We start from the raw sequence: 18,316 nt of genomic DNA on the forward strand, positions 1-18,316 counted from the left end.
TCGGGGTCCCTGTCGGGATTGCGTCCGGCGTGCGGCCTCCCTGTCGCGCCGGTCGTCGAGCCTCACGTCTCTCAGTCGCACGGCCCCATGACCTTGCCTGCCTCTCCGTCCGAGCCGGCCATGCCCTCTGCCCCCGAAGCGGGCGCCCGTCTCTGGGCGCTGCGGGGGGCGCGGGCGGCCGTGTCGATCCCGGGCCTCATTCTGGTTGCGGCCTTCATCGGCTATGCCGGACTTGCGCGCGAGAGCGGACTGACGCTCGCCGAGACGCTGATGATGTCCGCGCTGGTCTGGGCGCTGCCCTCCATCGTCGTCCTGACCGGAGCCATGGCCGGCGGCGTCGGGCTGGTTCCGGCTGCAATCGCCGTGGCGCTGGCTTCGGTGCGGCTGATGCCCATGACCATGGCGCTCGTGCCCATCCTGCGGGTCGAGGGCCGCACGAAGCGCTGGCACCTGCTGTTTGCCGCGCATTTCGTGGCGATCACGGCCTGGGTCTTTGCCATGCGCACCCTGCCGGACCTGCCGAGGCCGGCGCGCTTGCCCTTCTTCCTCGGCTTTGCCTGCACGTTGACCGGATCGGTCACCATCATCACCGGCCTGTCCTACCTGCTGGTGGATGACATGCCGCCGATGGTCGCCGGCGCGCTGTTCCTGCTGACGCCGGTCTATTTCCTCTGTTCGCTGTGGACGGCGGCGCGGCTGTCGGTGGACAAGGTGGCGATGCTCGTCGGCCTCGGGCTCGGGCCGGTCTTTGCCCTGGTCGCGCCGGGGGCGGATCTCCTGCTCACCGGCCTCGTCGGCGGGTGCCTGGCCTATGGCGGCACGCGGTTGGCCCGGCATCTCGGCTGGGGGCGTGACACATGACGGCCGAAACCATGAGCGCCGCAGCGATCGCCGGTTTCTGGCCTTATGTGATGATCGTCGTTGCCGGCTGGCTGGCGACTGACATCTGGCGCTGGCTGGGGGTCCTTGCCGCTGGCCGCCTGCGCGAGGACAGCGAGCTCCTGGTCTTCGTGCGCGCCATTGCCACCGCGCTGGTGGCCGGCGTGATTGCCAGGCTGATCCTGTTTCCCACCGGTGCGCTGGAGGCAACACCCATGGCCTTGCGGGTGGCTGCGGCGGCGGCCGGATTTGCCGCCTTCCTGCTCTTGCGCCAGCAGGTCATCCTCGGCGTGCTGGCGGCCGAGGTCGTGCTGATCGGCGGCTGGCTCCTGCTTGGCGCCTGAACCTCAGCCAGAGCCTGGGCCTGAACCTGAGCCTGGGCCTGCCCCGGTCGTCCGTTTCGTCAGCCTGTCAGGCCAGCGCCGCGCGGATCCTGTCCGCATGGGCCGCCAGCACCGCCTGATCGGCCATCTCGCCGGTATGCGGCTTCAGCGGCACGCCGTCGAAGCGCGGGATCACATGCACATGGGTGTGGAACACCACCTGGCCGCCGGCGGCCTCGGAGAACTGCTGGATCGTCGTGCCGTCCGCATCGAACGCCCTGACCAGCGCCCGCGCCATCTTCTGCACCGTTGCCATCACGGCAAAGAGGTCCGTCTCCGCGATGTCGAGGATGTTGCGCGAGGGGGCCTTCGGGATGACCAGCACGTGGCCGTCGCCGCGCGGCATGATGTCCATGATCACCAGCGTCTCGGCGTCCTCGTGGACCTTGTGGGCCGGCAGTTCGCCGCGCAGGATCTTGGCGAAGACATTGGTCGGGTCGTAGGCGGGGGTGCTCATCGGGCGCTTCCTGTCAAAAGGGTCGATCGCTGGTGCCGGCACCCTAACGGGTCGGTCGTGCGGGAGGCAAGGGGGGGCGGCGTGGCGGCGCGGGTCTGGCCCGGAGCAAATCCGTGAATCGGGCGAATCACTTGCCGGCATCCGTTGAGACGCCGCTCAAGGTGCTTCATCCTTTCTTGAAAGGCGCATGCGCCGCCAGGATCTCCGCGTCCATCGCCACCGCCTGCCGCTCCCGTTCGAGGTAATCGGCAACAGCTTGGCGCAGTCCCGGGTGGGCGATCCAGTGCGCCGAGCGGGTCAGCGTCGGCAGGTAGCCGCGCGCCAGCTTGTGTTCACCCTGGGCGCCGGCCTCGACCACCTTCAGGCCCCGGTCGATGGCGAAGTCGATGGCCTGATAGTAGCAGACCTCGAAATGCAGGCAGGGATGATGCTCGATGCAGCCCCAGTTGCGGCCATAGAGCGTGTCCGAGCCGATGAAGTTGATCGCTCCGGCGATGTAGCGCCCGTTCCGCCTGGCCATCACCAGCAGGATCTGGTTGGCCATCCGCTCGCCGATCAGCGAGAAGAAGCCCCGGTTGAGGTAGGGCCGGCCCCACTTGCGCGCGCCGGTGTCCATGTAGAAGGCGAAGAAGGCATCCCAGTGCGCCTCGGTGATGTCGCTTCCGGTCAGCCACTCGATGGAGATGCCGTTCTCCAGCGCCTCGCGCCGCTCCTTGCGGATCGTCTTGCGCTTGCGCGAGGCGAGATCCTCCAGAAAGGCCTCGAAGCTGGCATAGTCCCGGTTGAGCCAGTGGAACTGCTGGTCCGTGCGCTGCAGGTAGCCCTCGGTTCCCAGCAGGGTCCATTCCGGCTCGGTCAGGAACGTGGCATGGACAGAAGAGGCGCCCGACAGCCGGCACACCTCCACCAGGCCTTCGGCCAGTGCCGCCGTCAGGCTGTCGCGATCCTGCAGCGGCGAGGTCAGAAATCTGCGGCCGGTCGCCGGCGTGAAGGGCACCGACACCTGAAGCTTCGGGTAATAGCTGCCGCCGGCGCGGTGAAAGGCCTCGGCCCAGCCATGGTCGAAGACATATTCGCCCTGCGAATGGGTCTTCAGATAGGCCGGCACCGCCCCGAGGGCCGTGCCGTTCCCGTCTTCCAGCACCAGATGACGCGGGATCCAGCCGCTGCGGCCGCCAACACAGCCCGACGCCTCCAGCGCCTCCAGGAAGGCATGCGACAGGAACGGATTGTAGGGAACCGGGTCGCCGCCAGCGTCAGGGCTCCGCGGGGCGAGGCGGCCATCGTCGGCCCGGACGAAGGACGGGTTTGCCAGCCCGTCCCAGACCGGGGCGGCGATGTCGCGGAGGCCTTCGAGAATCCGCAGCCGGGCCTCGGTCACGGATGCGCCAACTCCCGCGCGGCCAGATCCCGCGCTGCCAGATCCCGAGCTGCCAGCTCCGGTGGCGTCCGGGTCAGCGACTGCGTCATCGCAACCGTCGTCCGGGGGCGGTGTGGCGCTCATGAGGATCGGACCCTTTGAATGGCCGGGCGGGAAAGCCACGGCTCGGCGGCAGGAGGACAGTTCCTGCGAGAAGGTAGATCACTGCCCTGCCGCCGCAAGGGGGAGACCTGGACCCTCGGCAGACATCCGTCTCGCCGCCGTCATTCCGGCCCAGCGAAGCGCCGGGCCGGGACCGGAGAGCCGAAGCAGAGCGCTACCAGACTGCAAAACCTCGAGGTCCTGGCTCTCCGGTCCCGGGTCTTCGCTGTGCTGCGCCCGGCATGACGATGGAGAGGCGATACGGAACGGACAGGCCTGTCACGGCCTGTCGCCTCAGACCTGGTCCGCCTCGAAGCCCTCGAAGATGATCTGGTCGGCATGGGCCAGCGCGCGGGCCTTGTCGGCCGGGTTGCGCAGCGTCCAGGTCATGATCGGCAGGCCGAAGACCTTGCGCAAGAGGCTCGGGCCAGCCATCGGCAGGTCCTTGTAGTGGTAGGAGATGAAATGCGGCCGGGTGCGCGGAAAATGCAGCAGGTGGCGCATGATGAAGCGGTCCATGCGCGTCAGCTTGCGGTACTCGCCCTCGTTCGGCGTCCGGTCGGCCACGATGCCGCGCGGGATCTCGGGCGCATAGGCGCGCATCACCGACAGCATGTCGGGATCGAAGGACTTGAGCACCAGCGGCCCCTTGTAGCCGCGCACGATGTCGCAGATGCGGCGCACGAAGGCGGCCTGGGCGTCGGGCTGATGCAGCGACTTCACCTCGACCACCAGCGTGACACGGCCGGCAACCTGCTCCAGCAGCTCCTCGAACAGCCACAGCCGGTCGGTGCCGGACTTCATGCGGATGCCGACGAGCTGGTCGGCGGTGCGGGCGATCACCGGCCCGGTGCCCTCGGCGAGGCGGTCCAGATCGTCGTCATGGAAGACGATGGCCTTGCCGTCGGCGGTCTCCTGCAGGTCCACCTCGATGGCGTAGTTGCGGGCAAGGGCCTCGGCCACGGCGGTCGGGCTGTTTTCCATGATGCCGGCCGAGGCGGTGTGGAAGCCGCGGTGGGCGATCGGGCGGGCGACGATCCAGGAATGGTCGGTCATGACGGGGATCCGGTGGCGCGGGACAGGGGCTTGCGAGGGAGGACGGGGGACAGCGGCCGGGGCCGCTGTCCGGATGCGGATGCGCCGGTCTCAGGCGACTTCGATGACGGCTTCGATCTCGACGGCCACGCCGAAGGGCAGCGAGGCGACGGAGACGGCCGACCGGGCGTGGCGGCCCTTGTCACCGAACACGTCGACCAGGAAGTCGGAGCAGCCGTTGATCACCTTCGGCTGGTCGGTGAAGTCCGGGGTGGAGTTGACCATGCCGACGAGCTTGACGATGCGCACGACCTTTTCCAGGTCACCGATGGCGGCCTTGGTCTGGGCGATGATGTTGATGCCGCACAGACGGGCGCAGGCGCGGCCTTCCTCGATGCCGAACTCCTGGCCGACCTTGCCGACGAACTCGATGCCGTTCGGACCGATCGGGATCTGGCCGGAGACGAACAGCAGGTTGCCGGTGCGCACCACGGGCACGTAGTTGGCCTGCGGGGCGGCCGGGGTCGGCAGGGTCACGCCGAGGGAGGCGAGGCGCGCTTCAATCGTGTCAGACATGTTCGGTCATCCTGTGAAAAAAGACGGAAACCAGGGGCGGAAACCGTGGCCTTGATGCCCGGAATCCCTTGTGCGGGCAAGGGCAAAACGCCGCGCCCGGCGCGGCTCCACCGCTGCGTCCGCCCGCCTCTGCCGGGTTGCCGCAGCGGATGCTTCGCCGGCTGGGGTTAATGCCATCGGACTTGCCACGCGCGGCCGGGAATGTGCTAGGGAAGAGGGAAGAGGTGGCCGCGTAGCTGGCCTGATCACGGGAGCCTGTCCATGTCCGCATTCGCAGCCGCCGTTCGCGCGCTGTCCCTTGCCGCAGCCGTCTGCGCAAGCTCCCTCGGAATGGGCGTCGCTCCGGCGCAGTCGGCCGGCAGCCTGCCGCTCGTGCCCCATCGCGCGGTCTATGACATGAAGCTCGGCGACGCCGCCGAGGGCACCGGCATCGCCGCGCTCACCGGCCGCATGGTCTACGAGTTTTCCGGCAATTCCTGCGACGGCTACAGCGTCACCTTCCGCTTTGTCAGCCGCTTCGAGGACGAGGGCGGGCTGTCGCAGGTGACGGACCTGCGCACGTCCTCGTTCGAGGAGCCCCAGTCGGGCCGCTACCAGTTCCTCACCCAGACCTATGTCGACCAGGCCCTGAGCGAGGAAACCCGCGGCACCGCCACGGCCACCCGCGACCGCCTGCGGATCGCTCTGGCCGTGCCGGAGGAAAAGAAGCTCGACATCAACGGGCAGGTCTATTTTCCGATCTCGCATCTCAAGGCGATGATCGAGGCGGCGAAGCGGGGTGAGTCCTTCTTCGAGGCGGAGGTCTTCGACGGGGCCGAGACCGGGGACAAGGTCTATGCCACGGGGGCCGTGATCGGGGCCCGCCAGGAGGGCGCGGACGCGGCCGGCGAGGACGATGCGGCTGCGGTCGGCAAGATCGGCGCCGGAGCCCGCTGGCCAGTCACCATTTCCTATTTCGACCCGACCCTCGACCAGGGCGGCGAGGCGACCCCGGTCTACCAGATCAGCTTCCTGCTCTATGAGAACGGCGTCACCCGCCGCCTCGTGCTCGACTACGGCGACTTCAAGATCGAGGGCCAGCTCAAGGATCTGGTCGTCTATCCGCTGACCGACTGCCAATAACGGCGCATCTGCAACAGCGCATCTGCAACAGGGGCCCTGCTGGCCGGCCCCTGCTGACATGCTCCTGCTGACCGGCCCCTGCTGACCGGCCCAGGCCGACCCGCGTCTGCCAACCCGCGTCTGCCAACCCGCATCTGCCCGCCGCCAACCGGCACCCTGCCGCCGTCAGCTGCGGCTCCGGTCCTGCCGGGCGGCATGCACAAGCCCGGTCTCGACGGCTGCCTTGCCGAATTTCTCCCGCACCCGGTCCATCGCCTCTTCCGCCCTGGCGCGCCGGCCGGAGCCCTCGTCGATCAGGTCGGCCGGGTCGGCCTGGGTGCCGGCCACCAGGTCGCCGACGCCGATGCCGATGAGGCGGAACGCCTCGCCCCATGCGGCGTCCGCCAGCAGGTCGTCGCCGGCGCGGAAGATCCGGTCGGCGAGCTGCGTCGGGTCTGCAAGCTGGCGCGAGCGGGTGATCAGGCGGAACTGGGCGGTCTTCAGCTTCAGCGTCACGCTGCGCCCGGCGAGGTCCGCGGCCTTCAGCCGGGCCGAGACCTTTTCCGACAGGTCGCGCAGCACCGGACGCAGGTCGGCGCGCTTGGACAGGTCCGTGGAGAAGGTGGTCTCCGCGCTGACGCTCTTGGCGGGCCGGCTCGGGGTCACCTGCCGGTCGTCCTCGCCCTGGCAAAGGCGGGCGAGGCGGATGCCCATGCTGCCATAGCGCCGGATCAGGTCGGCCGGATCCATGGCCTGAAGCTGGCCGATGGTGGTGAGCCCGTCCGCCGCCAGCCGGGCCTGGAACACCTTGCCGACGCCCCAGATGACACCGACGGGCCGGGTGGCGAGAAAGCCGCGCGCCTCGGCCGGGCCGATCACGGCAAAGCCGCGGGGCTTGTCCAGCTCGGAGGCGATCTTGGCGAGGAACTTGTTGGGCGCCAGGCCGACCGACACGGTGACGCCGATGTCGCGCTCGATCTCGCGGGCAAAGCGCGCCATCACTTCGGCCGGGCTCGCCTGATGCAGCCGCTCGGTGCCCGACAGGTCGAGGAAGGCCTCGTCGATCGACAAGGGCTCCACCAGCGGCGTCAGGGCCAGCATGCGCTCCCGGATCTGGCGGCCGACGGCGGAATATTTCGCCATGTCCGGCCGGATCACCACGGCCTCGGGACAGGCCTCCAGCGCCTTGAACATCGGCATGGCCGAGCGCACGCCATGGATGCGCGCGATGTAGCAGCAGGTCGAGACGACCCCGCGCGTGCCGCCGCCGACGATCACCGGCACGTCGGCCAGCGCCGGGTTGTCGCGCTTCTCCACCGAGGCGAAGAAGGCGTCGCAGTCCACATGGGCGATGGTCAGCCGGTCGAGGTCCGGATGGGTCACCAGGCGCGGACTGCCGCAGGCCGGGCAGCGCCCGCGCGGCGGCGCAACGCGGCGGCCGCAGTCGCGGCAGAGGCTGCGCGCGCTGCCGGCAGCAGGGCTCGCCGTTGTCGGTCCGGCATCGGTCATCGTCGGTGTCGTCGTGGTTTCCGGCGGCCGTCGGGGCTTACCGGGTCTCTTGCCTCCCGGCGAGGATAGAGAGGATGTGGCGGCTTGTCTCCTGCCAGTCTCCCGACAGCAGGCCGGCCATCGGCAGCGGCTCCACCGCCGCGCGGAACCGGTCGTCGGCAACGAAATGCACCAGATGGGTCTCCGGCAGGCTCGCATGCACCGACTTCAGGTTCTGCGGGCTGTCGTCGATGAACACCACCGGCCGGCCCCGTCCGGCGGAGAGGGCCGCCGCGGCGCCGCCCTTCGGTCCGGCGTTGGTCACCACGGGGTAGGGCATGCCGTGCCGGGCCAGCAGGCGCTCGCGGGCCGGCTTGTTGGCACTGCCCGGCAGGTTGGTGAGGAAGATCACCTCGCCCACCTCCGCCAGCGCCCTGAGGCCGTCGGCAGCCCCCTCCACCGGGTCCTGCCGGTCGCTCACCTCGGCGAAGAAGCCGAGCAGCAGCCGGCGCACCTCGTCCTGTCCGATCGGCGTCTCGCCGTCCACCGGGCCGATGTTGCCGGTCAGCTGATAGGCGTGGCGCAGGAAGCGCAGGCCCCGGTCGGCCAGGAAGACTTCCAGGTGCCGCACCATGTGGAAGACCACCTCGTCCACGTCGCAGATGACGAGCGGGCGGCCGGAGCCCGGGGCCAGCGCCGCGATCTGGTCGAGCACCTCGCGGGCCGGAGCATGCAGGTCAGACATCAAGGTGATCCTCACCGACAAGGGCAAAGCGGGCGGCGGCAATCAGCGTCGGGCGCAGGCCGGAATTCTCGCAATAGGCCAGAAGCAGGGGCTCGTCGCCCATGAGGAATTCGAGCACGCCGGCAAGAAATCCCGGCTCTGCGGCGGCACTGCGAATCGATTCAGGTCCTATCCCGGACACCGCCAGGAAGCGGCCCACAAGTTCCGGGTCCCGCGTCAGGTGCAGCAGCACATCGGTTGCAATTTCCTCTGCCTTTTCAAAGGTAATCGTCTTCGGTCGCTGACCTGTCATCGCATTTTTGCCTTTCCGAAACGAATCCGCGCTACCATCTTCCTAACTCAAGCGAGAGGCTTGTGCATGCCTGCATCCGGGCATGCCGGGTAGGGGGCCTCCCGATCTTATCCAGGCCGGAGCCGGCAAAGGCAGCATTCATGGCAAAGACCGTGCTGATCGTGGAAGACAACGAGCTCAACATGAAGCTCTTTCATGACCTGCTGGAGGCGCACGGTTACAACACCCTGCAGACCCGCACAGGCATCGAGGCGCTCAATCTCGCGCGCACCCACCGGCCCGACCTGATCCTGATGGACATCCAGCTTCCCGAAGTGTCCGGGCTGGAAGTGACCAAGTGGATCAAGGAAGACGACGAGCTCAGCATGATCCCGGTGATCGCGGTCACCGCCTTTGCCATGAAGGGGGACGAGGAGCGCATCCGCCAGGGCGGTTGCGAGGCCTATATCTCCAAGCCGATTTCCGTCGCAAAGTTTCTCGAGACCGTCCGCTCCTATCTGGGCGACGCCTGACCGTCTCAGGCCGCGCCTCGGGCCCTGCTTCCGGCCGCCGCTGCCGCCTGCGGGCCATGGCCAGCCGGGGCTGCCGCTCCACCGTTAAGGTTACAGATTTACTAAGACGCGCGACAGATGTGGTGCGGCTGTGGTCTTTTGTTGATTCGTTGGCCGTCTCGGCTAACGTGACCACGTGAATTGACGTCCCAGATGATTGCCGAGAAGTCCGAAGTCATTTCGTGGTCTCAGTCATTTGCGTTTGTCACTAAAACCCTGCGGAATGCCTGGGTCCGCCGCATCTCCTGGGTCCGTGGGGAAAAGGCCGGTGAAATGCTGCGCGATGAGTGGCCTCCTCGTGACCCCAGCATTTCGCCGGCCGCCTTCTTCGTCGGCCGCAGGCCGCGCGACCGGCAACCGGGTTTAGCCCGCCTCACGCCCCCCGATATCCGCTGATGTCTTCCCCCCGCGCTCGCGCGGGGCTGCATGCGGCCCTGGTCCTGAGCGGGGGCCTGCGGCGCTGCAGGCCTCGTCCCGGCGCTGGCGCGGCCAGGCTCTCCCGTCAGGCTCTCCCGTCAGGCTTTCCGGCACGTCGCCGCACATGCCGCCGCCCCGCAACAAAAAAGGCGCCCGGAGGGCGCCCTTGATGTCTGAAGCCAGCGATCAAGCCTTACTTGATCTTGGTTTCCTTGAACTCGACGTGCTTCTTCGCGATCGGGTCGTACTTCCGCATCGACATCTTCTCGGTCATCGTGCGGGAGTTCTTCTTGGTCACATAGAAGAAGCCGGTGTCGGCGGTGGAAAGCAGCTTGATCTTGATGGTGGTCGCCTTGGCCATGGCCTTCGATCCTGTTCCTGGTTGTCCGGCGAACGCTCAATCCGGCCAGTGTCTGGCGCCCCTTGAGTCCGCTGCGGTGTCACGAAATCAGGCCGCAAACTACTCATAAGCCGGCCAAAGTCAAGCTCTGGCGGGGCAGGGGGCAAAAAAACCACGGTAATGCTAAATCAGGTCGCGCTGGAAGTCCTGCCCGCGCAGGAAATAGAAGGGCACCGGCGTGGAGGGGGCGAGATCCGGGTCCTCGGCCAGCCGGGCGTCGAGATCGGCAAGGATCTTCTGGGTGATGACGGGCAGGTCCAGCTTGGCGGTCTCGGCCAGCGTCAGCCAGGCCACATCCTCCAGCTCGCCCGACGGCCCCGTGCCGTCCGGGAGACGGTCGGCGATGGCGTCGGAGAAGACGGCCAGGAAGCGGGTGTCGAAGCGGCGCGGCCGCCCCGGCGGGGTGATTGCCCGGGCGATCATGCGCATCGGTGCGAGGCTGATCTCGATGCCGCGGTCGGAGAAGGCGGCGAAGTCGCCGGGCGCGCGCCAGCTGCGGCCCGATTTCAGGCCGACGAAGAGGCCGGCTTCCTCGTAGGTCTCGCGCACGGCGGCCACCGTGAAGGCCCTGAGGCGGGCGGACGAGAGCCGGCCGCGCGGGCGCGCCGCCAGACGCGCCGCCACGTCCGGATGGTAGTCATCGGCCACCGGCACCCGGCTGTCGGTCGGGTCCACGCGGCCGCCGGGGAAGACGAACATGCCGGGCATGAACACATGCCCCTTGTGCCGCCGGCCCATCAGCACGCGGAACTGCGGTCCGCTGCGGTCAAGGATCAGGAGCGTCGCGGCATCCCGGGGGCGCAGCGCGGGATGGGACTTGTTGGCCCTGGCTTCGGCCAGGAGATCGCTGACGGCAGGTCCGGTCATCGCGGGCTCGGGACGGGCTCCGGCACCGGCAGATCATCTTCCGCGTCCGGGTCGAAGCCATGCATGTAGAGGGCCCATTGCAGGCCGACGAGCGCGCCCTTGACGGGGCGCAGGAAGGCCAGTGACAGGATCACGGTCAGCGACAGCCACAGCACCATGTGGATCCAGACCGCCGGGCGATACATCATCTCCACGGCCATCATCGCCGGGATGATGATGTGGCCGACGATGGTGATGGTGAAGTAGGGCGGGGCGTCATCGGCGCGGTGGTGGTGCAGCTCGGTGCCGCAGGACTGGCACACCGGCGCGACCGTCAGGAAGCCGCTGAACAGCTTGCCCTGGCCACAGGACGGGCAGCGGCACATCATGCCGCGCAGCATGGCCTCGGCGACATTGCGTTGCGGCTTGGCGCGCGGGGCGTCGTCCTCGACGGGGATGCCGTCCGCGTGGATGTAGTTGACGCTCATCGTTTCGGGGTCCTCTTGCGCTGCTGCCGGGGCGGGCTCAGGCTCTTGCGGTTGCGGCCGATGGTGTTGCGCGGCGCACGTCCGCTCCGTCTGTCGTCCGGGCTGCCCTCGCTCAGGAGAGCAAAGCGCAGGGCGCCGGCGAAGGGGGCCGCCTCGACCAGTTCAACCTCCACCTTATCACCAAGCTGGTGCCTTTCGCCCGTCCTGTCGCCAATCAGCGCGTGCGACCCTTCGTCATACCTGAAATAGTCGAAGCCGATCGTCGAGGCCGGGATGAAGCCGTCGGCCCCGCTGTCGTCCAGGCGGATGAACAGGCCCGACTTCACCACACCGGAAATGCGGCCGGTGAAGCGCGCGCCGACCCGCTCGCTCATCCACAGGGCGATCAGCCGGTCGATGGTCTCGCGCTCGGCCAGCATGGCCCGGCGTTCGGCGGCCGACACTTCCGCGCCGATGGCCTCCAGCCGGCCCTCGATCTCCTCCGGCAGGCCGTCGCTGCCGAAGCCCAGAGCCCGGATCAGGCCGCGGTGCACGATGAGGTCGGCATAGCGGCGGATCGGCGAGGTGAAATGCGCGTAGCGGCGCAGGTTGAGGCCGAAATGGCCGATGTTCATCGGCGCGTATTCGGCCTGCGCCTGCGAGCGCAGTATCACCTCGTTGACCAGATGCGCCTGCGGCGTGTCCTTCACCTTGGCGAGGATGCCGTTGAAGGTCGCCGGCCGCAGCCCGCCAGCCGATGGCAGCTTCATGCCGAGCGTGGACAGGAACTCCTTCAGCGACTGCAGCTTCTCCGGGCTCGACGCATCGTGGATGCGGTAGAGCAGGGGTATCTTCTTCTTTTCCAGCGTCTCGGCGGCGGCCACGTTGGCCTGGATCATGAACTCCTCGATCAGCTTGTGGGCGTCGAGGCGCTCCGGCACGTAGACGTGATCGACCGTGCCGTCGGGCTTCAGCTTGATCTTGCGTTCCGGCAGGTCGAGATCCAGCGGCTCGCGGGCGTCGCGGCCGAGCTGCAGGCAGGCATAGGCCGCCCAGAGCGGGTTCAGGATCGGCTCCAGCAGCGGGCCGGTCTTGTCGTCCGGGCGCCCGTCGATGGCCGCCTGCGCCTGCTGGTAGGAAAGCTTTGCGGCCGAGCGCATCAGCACCCGGTGGAACGTGTGCGCGATCTTGCGGCCGGTCTTGTCGAACACCATGCGCAGGCCGAGTGCCGGCCGGTCGACATTCTCCTTCAGCGAGCACAGCTCGTTGGAGATGCGCTCCGGCAGCATCGGTATGACACGGTCCGGGAAATAGACCGAGTTGCCGCGCAGGTGCGCTTCCCGGTCGAGCGCCGTGCCCGGCCGCACATAGTGGGCGACATCGGCAATGCCGACGAAGACCACATGCCCGCCCTCGTTGGCCGGGTCCTGGTCCGGTTCGGCATAGACCGCGTCGTCGTGATCCTTGGCGTCGGCCGGGTCGATGGTGATCAGCGGGATCTTGCGCCAGTCCTCGCGCTGGCCGAGCGTCACGGGTTCGGCGCGCTCGGCCTCCGCCTCGACCACCGCCGGAAAGACATGCGGGATGTTGTGGCTGTGCAACGCGATTTCCGAGATCGCCATCTCGGAGTTCATCGAGCCGAAGCGGCGCAGGATCCTGGCGCGCGGCGAGCCATAGCGGCCGGTGCGGGTGATCTCGACGCTGACGAGATCGCCCTCTGCGGCGTCCTTCAGGTCGGAGGGATCGATGTCCAGCTCGCGCTGCTTGCGGTCGATGGGCTCCAGATAGGGCGGCTGGTGGGCTGCGCGCTGGCGCAGGATGCCCAGGATCGCGCCCTGCTGCTTCTCCAGCACCTTGAGCACCCGGGCGGCGTGGCGTGCCTCCGGCCCCGGATCGAGATCGGCGAGGCGCACCAGCGCCCGGTCCCCGATGCCCGGCTGCGTGCCGCGCGGGGCGTCCTTGCGGGTGATGACCAGCACCTTCGGCGGCGGACCGGCCTCCTCGTCCCAGTTCACCGGCTCGCCCAGCAGCTCGCCGTCGCGGTCGCGGGCGTTCAGGTAGACGACGAGGATCGGCGGCAGGTCGCCCGGGCGGATCAGCCGCTTGTGCCGCTTCTCGACAACGCCGTCCTCGGCCAGGCCCTTGAGGATGCGCTTCAGTTCGATGCGGCCGGCGCCGACGATGCCGAAGTGTTTGGCCACCTCGCGCTTGCCGGCCTTGCCGGGGTTCTCTGCGACAAAGGCGAGGATGTCCTCGCGCGAGGGAAAGGCGCCGGGGGTCTTCTGCGTCTTGGCCGCGGTCTTGCGCGGCTTGGGGCGTTTCGTGCTCAAGTGTCCTTCTTGGTGCCGGCGGCACCTGCTTTGGCTTTCGGCGTGGTCGCCGTCTTCTTTGCGGTCGTCGTCTTTGCGGTCGTCGTCTTGCGGGCTGCCGCCTTCTTCGGCGCGGCGTCCGCCGCTTCGCCGTCGGCAGCGTCGTCCTTCGCCGTCGGTGCCTTCTTGGTGGCTGCCGCCTTCTTCGGGGCCGCCTTTTTCGCGGCGGCCTTCTTCGGGGCTGCGCCGCCCTTGGCCTTGATCAGCTCGAGCGCCAGCTCCAGCGTCACCGCCATCGGGTCGCTGCCCTTGGGCAGGGTGGCGTTGACCTTGCCCCAGTTGACATAGGCGCCGTAGCGGCCGTCGCGGATGGTGATGGCGCCGCCGCCGTCGGGATGCTCGCCGAGGTCCTTCAGCGCTGCCGGCGTTGCCCGCCCGCGTGCGCCCTTGGAGCGCTTCTCGGCCAGGAGGTCGACGGCCCGGTTGATGCCGACCGAGAACACCTCGTCGGGCGAGGCGAGGTTGGCATAGGTGCCGTCATGCTGCACGAAGGGCCCGAAGCGGCCGAGGCCGGCCGTGATCATCTTGCCGTCTTCCGGATGGGCGCCGATCTCGCGCGGCAGCTTCAGCAGCTGCAGTGCCCGCTCGACGGTCAGGTCGGCCGCCGACCAGCCGCGCGGCAGGGAGGAGCGCTTCGGCTTGTCCCCGCCCTTCACGTCCTCGCCGAGCTGCACGTAGGGGCCGAAGCGGCCCGAGCGCAGCGAGACCTCGAGGCCGGTCTCCGGGTCGGTGCCGAGCACCTTCGGGCCGTCGGAAGCGCCGTCGCCGTCCTCGCCGTCCTGGCCCCGGGCAAGCTGGCGGGTGTAGCTGCATTCGGGATAGTTGGAGCAGCCGATGAAGGCCCCGAAGCGGCTCACCTTCAGCGACAGCTGGCCGGTGGAACAGGTCGGGCACGCGCGCGGGTCCTTGCCGTCCTCGCGCTGCGGGAAGATGTGGGCGGCGAGCAGGTCGTTCAGCGCGTCGATGACCTGCGACACGCGCAGGTCCTTGGTCTCGTCGACGGCGGCCGAGAAATCGCGCCAGAAGGCAGCCAGCACCTCGCGCCAGGACAGTTCGCCGGCCGAGATGCGGTCGAGCTGTTCTTCCAGGCTCGCGGTGAAGTCATATTCGACGTAGCGGTTGAAGAAGCTCTCGAGGAAGGCCGTGACGATGCGGCCCTTGTCCTGCGGCACCAGCTGCTTCTTGTCGAGCTCGACATATTCGCGGTCGCGCAGGGTCTGCAGCGTCGAGGCATAGGTCGAGGGGCGGCCGATGCCGAGCTCTTCCATCTTCTTGACGAGGCTCGCTTCGGTGTAGCGCGGCGGCGGCGTGGTGAAATGCTGCGTCGCCTCGATCCCGGGCTTGCCCTCGACGGAGGCCAGCGTCACGGCCGCGCCATCCTCCACGGCCGGCAGGCGGCGGGAATCCTCGTCCTCGTCGTCGTCGCGGCCTTCCTGATAAAGGGCGAGGAACCCGTCGAAGCGCACGACCGACCCGGTGGCGCGCAGGGCCGCCGTCTTGCCCGCGCCGCTCGCGTCGATGTCGATGGTGGTGCGCTCCAGCACGGCCGATTCCATCTGGCTTGCCATGGTGCGCTTCCAGATCAGCTCGTAGAGCCGGGCCTGGTCGGGATCAAGGAAGCGGGCCACGTCGCGCGGGCGGCGGAACAGGTCGGTCGGGCGCACCGCCTCGTGCGCTTCCTGGGCGTTCTTGGCCTTGGAGGAATAGAAGCGCGGCTTCTCGGGCACATAGCTGTCGCCAAAGTCGGAGGCGATCACCTTGCGGGTGGCGGCGATCGCCTCGCCGGCGATCTGCACGCCGTCGGTTCGCATGTAGGTGATGAGACCGGTGGTCTCGCCGCCGAGCGACACGCCCTCATAGAGCTTCTGCGCCACCTGCATGGTGCGCGAGGCGGAGAAGCCGAGCTTGCGCGAGGCCTCCTGCTGCAGCGTCGAGGTGGTGAAGGGCGGCTGCGGGTGGCGCTTGGCTGGCTTGGAGACGACGCTCTCCACCCGGTAGCTGGCACTTTCCAGCATGCGGCGGATGGCGGTGGCCTGTTCTTCGGTCTTGATGTCGAGGCGGCCGAGCTTCTTGCCCTCGAAGCCCACGACCGAGGCGGTGAAGCCCTCGCCCTTCGGCGTCTTCAGGCTGGCGAGGATGGACCAGTACTCTTCCTTGACGAAGGTCTCGATCTCCATCTCGCGGTCGCAGATGAGGCGCAGCGCCACCGACTGCACGCGGCCGGCCGAGCGGGCGCCGGGCAGCTTGCGCCACAGCACGGGCGAGAGGGTGAAGCCGACCAGATAGTCGAGCGCGCGGCGGGCGAGATAGGCATCCACCAGCGGCGCATCGATCGGGCGCGGGTTCTTCATCGCGTCCAGGATCGACTGCTTGGTGATGGCGTTGAAGACGACGCGCTCCACCGGCACGTCCTTCAGCACCTTCTTCTTCTGCAGGACTTCCAGCACGTGCCAGGAAATCGCCTCGCCCTCGCGATCCGGGTCGGTGGCGAGAATCAGCCGGTCAGCTCCCTTCACCGCGGCGGCGATCTCGCTCAGGCGCTTCTGCGACTTGGCATCCACCTCCCAGGACATGGCGAACTCTTCGTCCGGGCGCACAGACCCGTCCTTGGCCGGCAGGTCGCGCACGTGGCCATAGGAGGCGAGGACGTGATAGTCGGAGCCCAGATACTTGTTGATCGTCTTGGCCTTGGCCGGCGATTCCACGATGACGATATTCATTGCGACCCAAACGTTCGAGCTCAGAGGCGCGTCTGCCGGATCCCGGAGATCCGAGCCGCAGCGGCATGAAATAAAGTGCGGCGACGATCCGGGATCGCAGGCCGCGTGTCAAATGGACTGTTGCGTCTTTCCGGTCAAGTCGCACGTCCTGCTGCCCTTATGCAATCCTTTCGCGTCCTGCCCCCGGTTTGCAAGTGCCGCGCTCAGGCTGCCGTCCTCCCCGGCCGTCCGGCTGTCCGGCCTCAGGAGGGGCCGAGCAGCGACACCCGCTGACCGGGCGAACGTTCCAGCCGTCCCGCCAGTTCCAGCTCCAGCAGCATCACCAGAACCAGCCGCGCCGGCAAGCCCGTGTCGCGGATCAGCTCGTCGATCCCGACCGGCGTCGGTCCCAGCGCCTCCATCAGCCGCGCGCGGGCGGAGGCGTCATCGCCGCGCAGGCTCGCAAGGTCCGGCCCCGCGTCGCGCTCGTCTCCCGCCTCGTCAAGGTCCAGGTCCGGGCTGGCATCGGGCAGGGGGCGGCCGGCGAGGCTCTCCAGCACATCGGCGGTCGAGGTTATCAGCGTCGCGCCCTGGCGGATCAGCTGGTTGCAGCCCTCGCAGCGCGGATCGAGCGGCGATCCGGGCACGGCGAGAATGTCGCGGTTCTGCTCCAGCGCGAAGCGGGCGGTGTGCAGCGAGCCGGAGCCCTTGGCCGCCTCCACCACGATCACGGCAACCGACAGGCCGGAAATGACCCGGTTGCGCCGGGGAAAGTCGCGCCCGCGCGGGCTCCAGCCGAAGGGCATCTCGCTGACTGCTGCCCCGCCGGCGGCAAGCAGCCGGTCGAGCAGATCGGCGTTCTCGGGCGGGTAGAGCACATTGACGCCGCCGGCAAAGACCGCGACCGTGCCGCCCGGCAAGGCCGCCTCATGGGCCGCCGCGTCGATGCCCCGGGCAAGACCCGACACGATCAGGTAGCCATGGGCGGAGAGTTCCCGGGCGAGCTGTGCGGCAAACTTGCGCCCCGCCAGCGAGGCATTGCGCGCGCCGACGATGGCAAGCGCGGCCGGGCGGGCCAGCGTCGCGCCGCTGCCGCGCACCGACAGGAGCGGCGGCGGGCCGTCGATATGGCGCAGATGCGGCGGATAGTCTGCCTCGCCGAGCGCCACCAGCCTTGCCCCGGCGCGGGCATGGGCCTCAAGCTCCGCCTCGGCTTCCTGGCGGCTGCAGATGCGCAGCGCGGGCTTGCCGCCCCGGCGCGAGAGGTCCGGCAGTCCTTCAAGGGCCTGTTCGGCCGATCCGAAATGATTGATCAGGCTGCGGAACGTGGCCGGGCCGACGTTTTCGCTGCGGATGAGACGGAGCCAGGCGAGACGCTGAATATCACTGAGGTGACGGGCGCGGCCTGGCTCTGGCATCATGACGCGGGATCGGCTCCCCCGGTGGCCGGCTTGCTCTTGGAGCCGATCTTCGATTCCTGACCCTTGAGCAGGCGGCCGATGTTCTCGTGGTGCTTGGCCCACAGCATCAGCGTCAGCACGCCGAAGAGTTCGGCCAGTTGCCACTGGTCCAGAAGCACCAGCAGCACGGGGCTCGCCAGGCTCGCCGTCAGGGCAGAGAGCGAGGAATAGCGGCTGAGATAGGCGACCGCGATCCAGATCAGGGCGAAGGCGACGCCGACTTGCCACGACAGGCCGAGCAGGATGCCGAGATAGGTGGCCACCCCCTTGCCGCCCTTGAACGTCAGCCAGACCGGAAACAGATGGCCGAGGAACGCGCCGAAGCCGGCGACCATGGCCATGTCCTGCCCGTAGAACTGCGAGACCAGCAGCACCGCGACCGTCCCCTTCAGGGCATCGCCGAGGAGCGTTGCCGCCGCCAGCCCCTTGTTGCCGGTGCGCAGCACGTTGGTCGTGCCGATGTTGCCCGAGCCGATCTTGCGGATGTCGCCCAGCCCGGCCATGCGTGTGAGGATCAGGCCGAAGGGAATGGATCCCAGCAGATAGCCAAAGGCGAGGGCGGCAGCGTAATAGGGCCAGGAGAAGGCCCAGCTGATCGGATCCGGCACGACAGGATCTCCGTTACTGGC

Annotated in this window: 19 protein-coding genes; 5 read left to right on the plus strand and 14 right to left on the minus strand. The window is 68.4% G+C overall.

Annotation, left to right across the window (positions count from 1 at the left end):
* Window positions 1-120: 120 nt before the first annotated feature.
* Together GWI72_RS03820 and GWI72_RS03825 are read left to right on the plus strand one after the other, a co-directional pair.
* Entirely contained in the window at window positions 121-861 is a 741-nt protein-coding gene (locus GWI72_RS03820; RefSeq protein WP_244314195.1) for an AzlC family ABC transporter permease, read from the plus strand.
* Window positions 858-1,223, plus strand: coding sequence for an AzlD domain-containing protein (locus GWI72_RS03825; protein WP_244314196.1), 366 nt, complete (start codon window positions 858-860; stop codon window positions 1,221-1,223). The genes GWI72_RS03820 and GWI72_RS03825 overlap by 4 nt, the downstream gene beginning before the upstream one ends.
* 67 nt (window positions 1,224-1,290) lie before the next feature.
* On the opposite strand, the gene GWI72_RS03830 is transcribed toward GWI72_RS03825, so the two are convergent.
* The 4 genes from GWI72_RS03830 to GWI72_RS03845 all read right to left on the minus strand — a co-directional run bounded on the left by GWI72_RS03830 (window position 1,291) and on the right by GWI72_RS03845 (window position 4,852).
* Window positions 1,291-1,719 (minus strand): HIT family protein, encoded by a 429-nt coding sequence (locus tag GWI72_RS03830; protein ID WP_161675716.1) that lies wholly within the window; start codon window positions 1,717-1,719, stop codon window positions 1,291-1,293.
* Between the two features lie 166 nt (window positions 1,720-1,885).
* A complete protein-coding gene (locus GWI72_RS03835; protein ID WP_348272637.1) occupies window positions 1,886-3,100 on the minus strand; it encodes a GNAT family N-acetyltransferase in 1,215 nt (404 codons plus the stop codon).
* A 435-nt stretch (window positions 3,101-3,535) separates the two neighbouring features.
* Window positions 3,536-4,297, minus strand: coding sequence for a glycerophosphodiester phosphodiesterase family protein (locus GWI72_RS03840; protein ID WP_161675718.1), 762 nt, complete (start codon window positions 4,295-4,297; stop codon window positions 3,536-3,538).
* 90 nt (window positions 4,298-4,387) lie between these two features.
* Window positions 4,388-4,852, minus strand: coding sequence for a RidA family protein (locus tag GWI72_RS03845; protein ID WP_161707889.1), 465 nt, complete (start codon window positions 4,850-4,852; stop codon window positions 4,388-4,390).
* Window positions 4,853-5,113: 261 nt separating this feature from the next.
* Here GWI72_RS03845 and GWI72_RS03850 point away from each other — a divergent pair, with 261 nt between their 5' ends.
* Window positions 5,114-5,974, plus strand: a complete 861-nt coding sequence (locus tag GWI72_RS03850) for a cell envelope integrity EipB family protein (RefSeq protein ID WP_161707890.1) — start codon at window positions 5,114-5,116, stop codon at window positions 5,972-5,974.
* Between the two features lie 165 nt (window positions 5,975-6,139).
* On the opposite strand, the gene GWI72_RS03855 is transcribed toward GWI72_RS03850, so the two are convergent.
* Genes GWI72_RS03855 through GWI72_RS03865 form a run of 3 tightly spaced genes read right to left on the minus strand, consistent with a single transcriptional unit; the run spans window position 6,140 to window position 8,478 of the window.
* Window positions 6,140-7,462 carry a DNA polymerase IV gene (locus GWI72_RS03855; RefSeq protein WP_161707891.1) on the minus strand — a complete coding sequence of 441 codons (1,323 nt, stop codon included), beginning with the start codon at window positions 7,460-7,462 and terminating at the stop codon, window positions 6,140-6,142.
* Between the two features lie 37 nt (window positions 7,463-7,499).
* A complete protein-coding gene (locus tag GWI72_RS03860) occupies window positions 7,500-8,186 on the minus strand; it encodes a hypothetical protein (RefSeq protein ID WP_161707892.1) in 687 nt (228 codons plus the stop codon).
* Window positions 8,179-8,478, minus strand: coding sequence for a DUF3572 domain-containing protein (locus GWI72_RS03865; RefSeq protein WP_161707893.1), 300 nt, complete (start codon window positions 8,476-8,478; stop codon window positions 8,179-8,181). Before GWI72_RS03865 ends, GWI72_RS03860 begins: the two co-directional genes overlap by 8 nt.
* Window positions 8,479-8,618: 140 nt before the next feature.
* Between GWI72_RS03865 and GWI72_RS03870 the strand changes: the two genes are divergently transcribed.
* Together GWI72_RS03870 and GWI72_RS03875 are read left to right on the plus strand one after the other, a co-directional pair.
* Window positions 8,619-8,990, plus strand: a complete 372-nt coding sequence (locus tag GWI72_RS03870; protein ID WP_161675724.1) for a response regulator — start codon at window positions 8,619-8,621, stop codon at window positions 8,988-8,990.
* A 192-nt stretch (window positions 8,991-9,182) separates the two neighbouring features.
* Window positions 9,183-9,425, plus strand: coding sequence for a hypothetical protein (locus GWI72_RS03875; RefSeq protein ID WP_161707894.1), 243 nt, complete (start codon window positions 9,183-9,185; stop codon window positions 9,423-9,425).
* Window positions 9,426-9,639: 214 nt separating this feature from the next.
* Here the strand turns inward: GWI72_RS03875 and rpmG are convergent, their stop codons facing one another.
* The 7 genes from rpmG to plsY all read right to left on the minus strand — a co-directional run bounded on the left by rpmG (window position 9,640) and on the right by plsY (window position 18,295).
* Complete coding sequence (gene rpmG / locus GWI72_RS03880) at window positions 9,640-9,807, minus strand: 50S ribosomal protein L33 (protein WP_161675726.1); 168 nt, start codon at window positions 9,805-9,807, stop codon at window positions 9,640-9,642.
* 162 nt (window positions 9,808-9,969) lie between these two features.
* Entirely contained in the window at window positions 9,970-10,713 is a 744-nt protein-coding gene (locus GWI72_RS03885; RefSeq protein WP_161707895.1) for an NUDIX hydrolase, read from the minus strand.
* Complete coding sequence (locus GWI72_RS03890) at window positions 10,710-11,180, minus strand: DUF983 domain-containing protein (RefSeq protein WP_161675728.1); 471 nt, start codon at window positions 11,178-11,180, stop codon at window positions 10,710-10,712. The genes GWI72_RS03885 and GWI72_RS03890 overlap by 4 nt, the downstream gene beginning before the upstream one ends.
* On the minus strand, window positions 11,177-13,489 hold the full coding sequence (gene rnr / locus GWI72_RS03895) for a ribonuclease R (protein WP_161707896.1): 2,313 nt from the start codon (window positions 13,487-13,489) through the stop codon (window positions 11,177-11,179). The genes GWI72_RS03890 and rnr overlap by 4 nt, the downstream gene beginning before the upstream one ends.
* Window positions 13,486-16,248 carry a type I DNA topoisomerase gene (topA, locus tag GWI72_RS03900; RefSeq protein ID WP_161707897.1) on the minus strand — a complete coding sequence of 921 codons (2,763 nt, stop codon included), beginning with the start codon at window positions 16,246-16,248 and terminating at the stop codon, window positions 13,486-13,488. The genes rnr and topA overlap by 4 nt, the downstream gene beginning before the upstream one ends.
* A gap of 242 nt (window positions 16,249-16,490) precedes the next feature.
* Window positions 16,491-17,648: a DNA-processing protein DprA gene (gene dprA, locus GWI72_RS03905; protein WP_161707898.1), complete on the minus strand. Its 1,158-nt coding sequence runs from the start codon at window positions 17,646-17,648 to the stop codon at window positions 16,491-16,493.
* Complete coding sequence (plsY, locus tag GWI72_RS03910; protein WP_161707899.1) at window positions 17,645-18,295, minus strand: glycerol-3-phosphate 1-O-acyltransferase PlsY; 651 nt, start codon at window positions 18,293-18,295, stop codon at window positions 17,645-17,647. Before plsY ends, dprA begins: the two co-directional genes overlap by 4 nt.
* Window positions 18,296-18,316: the final 21 nt, after the last annotated feature.

Origin of the sequence: Pannonibacter sp. XCT-53 (assembly GCF_009915765.1) — a bacterium.
GTDB lineage: Bacteria > Pseudomonadota > Alphaproteobacteria > Rhizobiales > Stappiaceae > Pannonibacter > Pannonibacter tanglangensis.

Bases quoted from the DNA above. Each gene is read 5' to 3' on its own strand.
- GWI72_RS03820 (WP_244314195.1), top strand. From the start codon at position 121: ATGCCCTCTGCCCCCGAAGCGGGCGCCCGTCTCTGGGCGCTGCGGGGG.
- GWI72_RS03825 (WP_244314196.1), top strand. From the start codon at position 858: ATGACGGCCGAAACCATGAGCGCCGCAGCGATCGCCGGTTTCTGGCCT.
- GWI72_RS03830 (WP_161675716.1), bottom strand. From the start codon at position 1,719: ATGAGCACCCCCGCCTACGACCCGACCAATGTCTTCGCCAAGATCCTG.
- GWI72_RS03840 (WP_161675718.1), bottom strand. From the start codon at position 4,297: ATGACCGACCATTCCTGGATCGTCGCCCGCCCGATCGCCCACCGCGGC.
- GWI72_RS03845 (WP_161707889.1), bottom strand. From the start codon at position 4,852: ATGTCTGACACGATTGAAGCGCGCCTCGCCTCCCTCGGCGTGACCCTG.
- GWI72_RS03850 (WP_161707890.1), top strand. From the start codon at position 5,114: ATGTCCGCATTCGCAGCCGCCGTTCGCGCGCTGTCCCTTGCCGCAGCC.
- GWI72_RS03855 (WP_161707891.1), bottom strand. From the start codon at position 7,462: ATGACCGATGCCGGACCGACAACGGCGAGCCCTGCTGCCGGCAGCGCG.
- GWI72_RS03860 (WP_161707892.1), bottom strand. From the start codon at position 8,186: ATGTCTGACCTGCATGCTCCGGCCCGCGAGGTGCTCGACCAGATCGCG.
- GWI72_RS03865 (WP_161707893.1), bottom strand. From the start codon at position 8,478: ATGACAGGTCAGCGACCGAAGACGATTACCTTTGAAAAGGCAGAGGAA.
- GWI72_RS03870 (WP_161675724.1), top strand. From the start codon at position 8,619: ATGGCAAAGACCGTGCTGATCGTGGAAGACAACGAGCTCAACATGAAG.
- GWI72_RS03875 (WP_161707894.1), top strand. From the start codon at position 9,183: ATGATTGCCGAGAAGTCCGAAGTCATTTCGTGGTCTCAGTCATTTGCG.
- rpmG (WP_161675726.1), bottom strand. From the start codon at position 9,807: ATGGCCAAGGCGACCACCATCAAGATCAAGCTGCTTTCCACCGCCGAC.
- GWI72_RS03885 (WP_161707895.1), bottom strand. From the start codon at position 10,713: ATGACCGGACCTGCCGTCAGCGATCTCCTGGCCGAAGCCAGGGCCAAC.
- GWI72_RS03890 (WP_161675728.1), bottom strand. From the start codon at position 11,180: ATGAGCGTCAACTACATCCACGCGGACGGCATCCCCGTCGAGGACGAC.
- topA (WP_161707897.1), bottom strand. From the start codon at position 16,248: ATGAATATCGTCATCGTGGAATCGCCGGCCAAGGCCAAGACGATCAAC.
- dprA (WP_161707898.1), bottom strand. From the start codon at position 17,648: ATGATGCCAGAGCCAGGCCGCGCCCGTCACCTCAGTGATATTCAGCGT.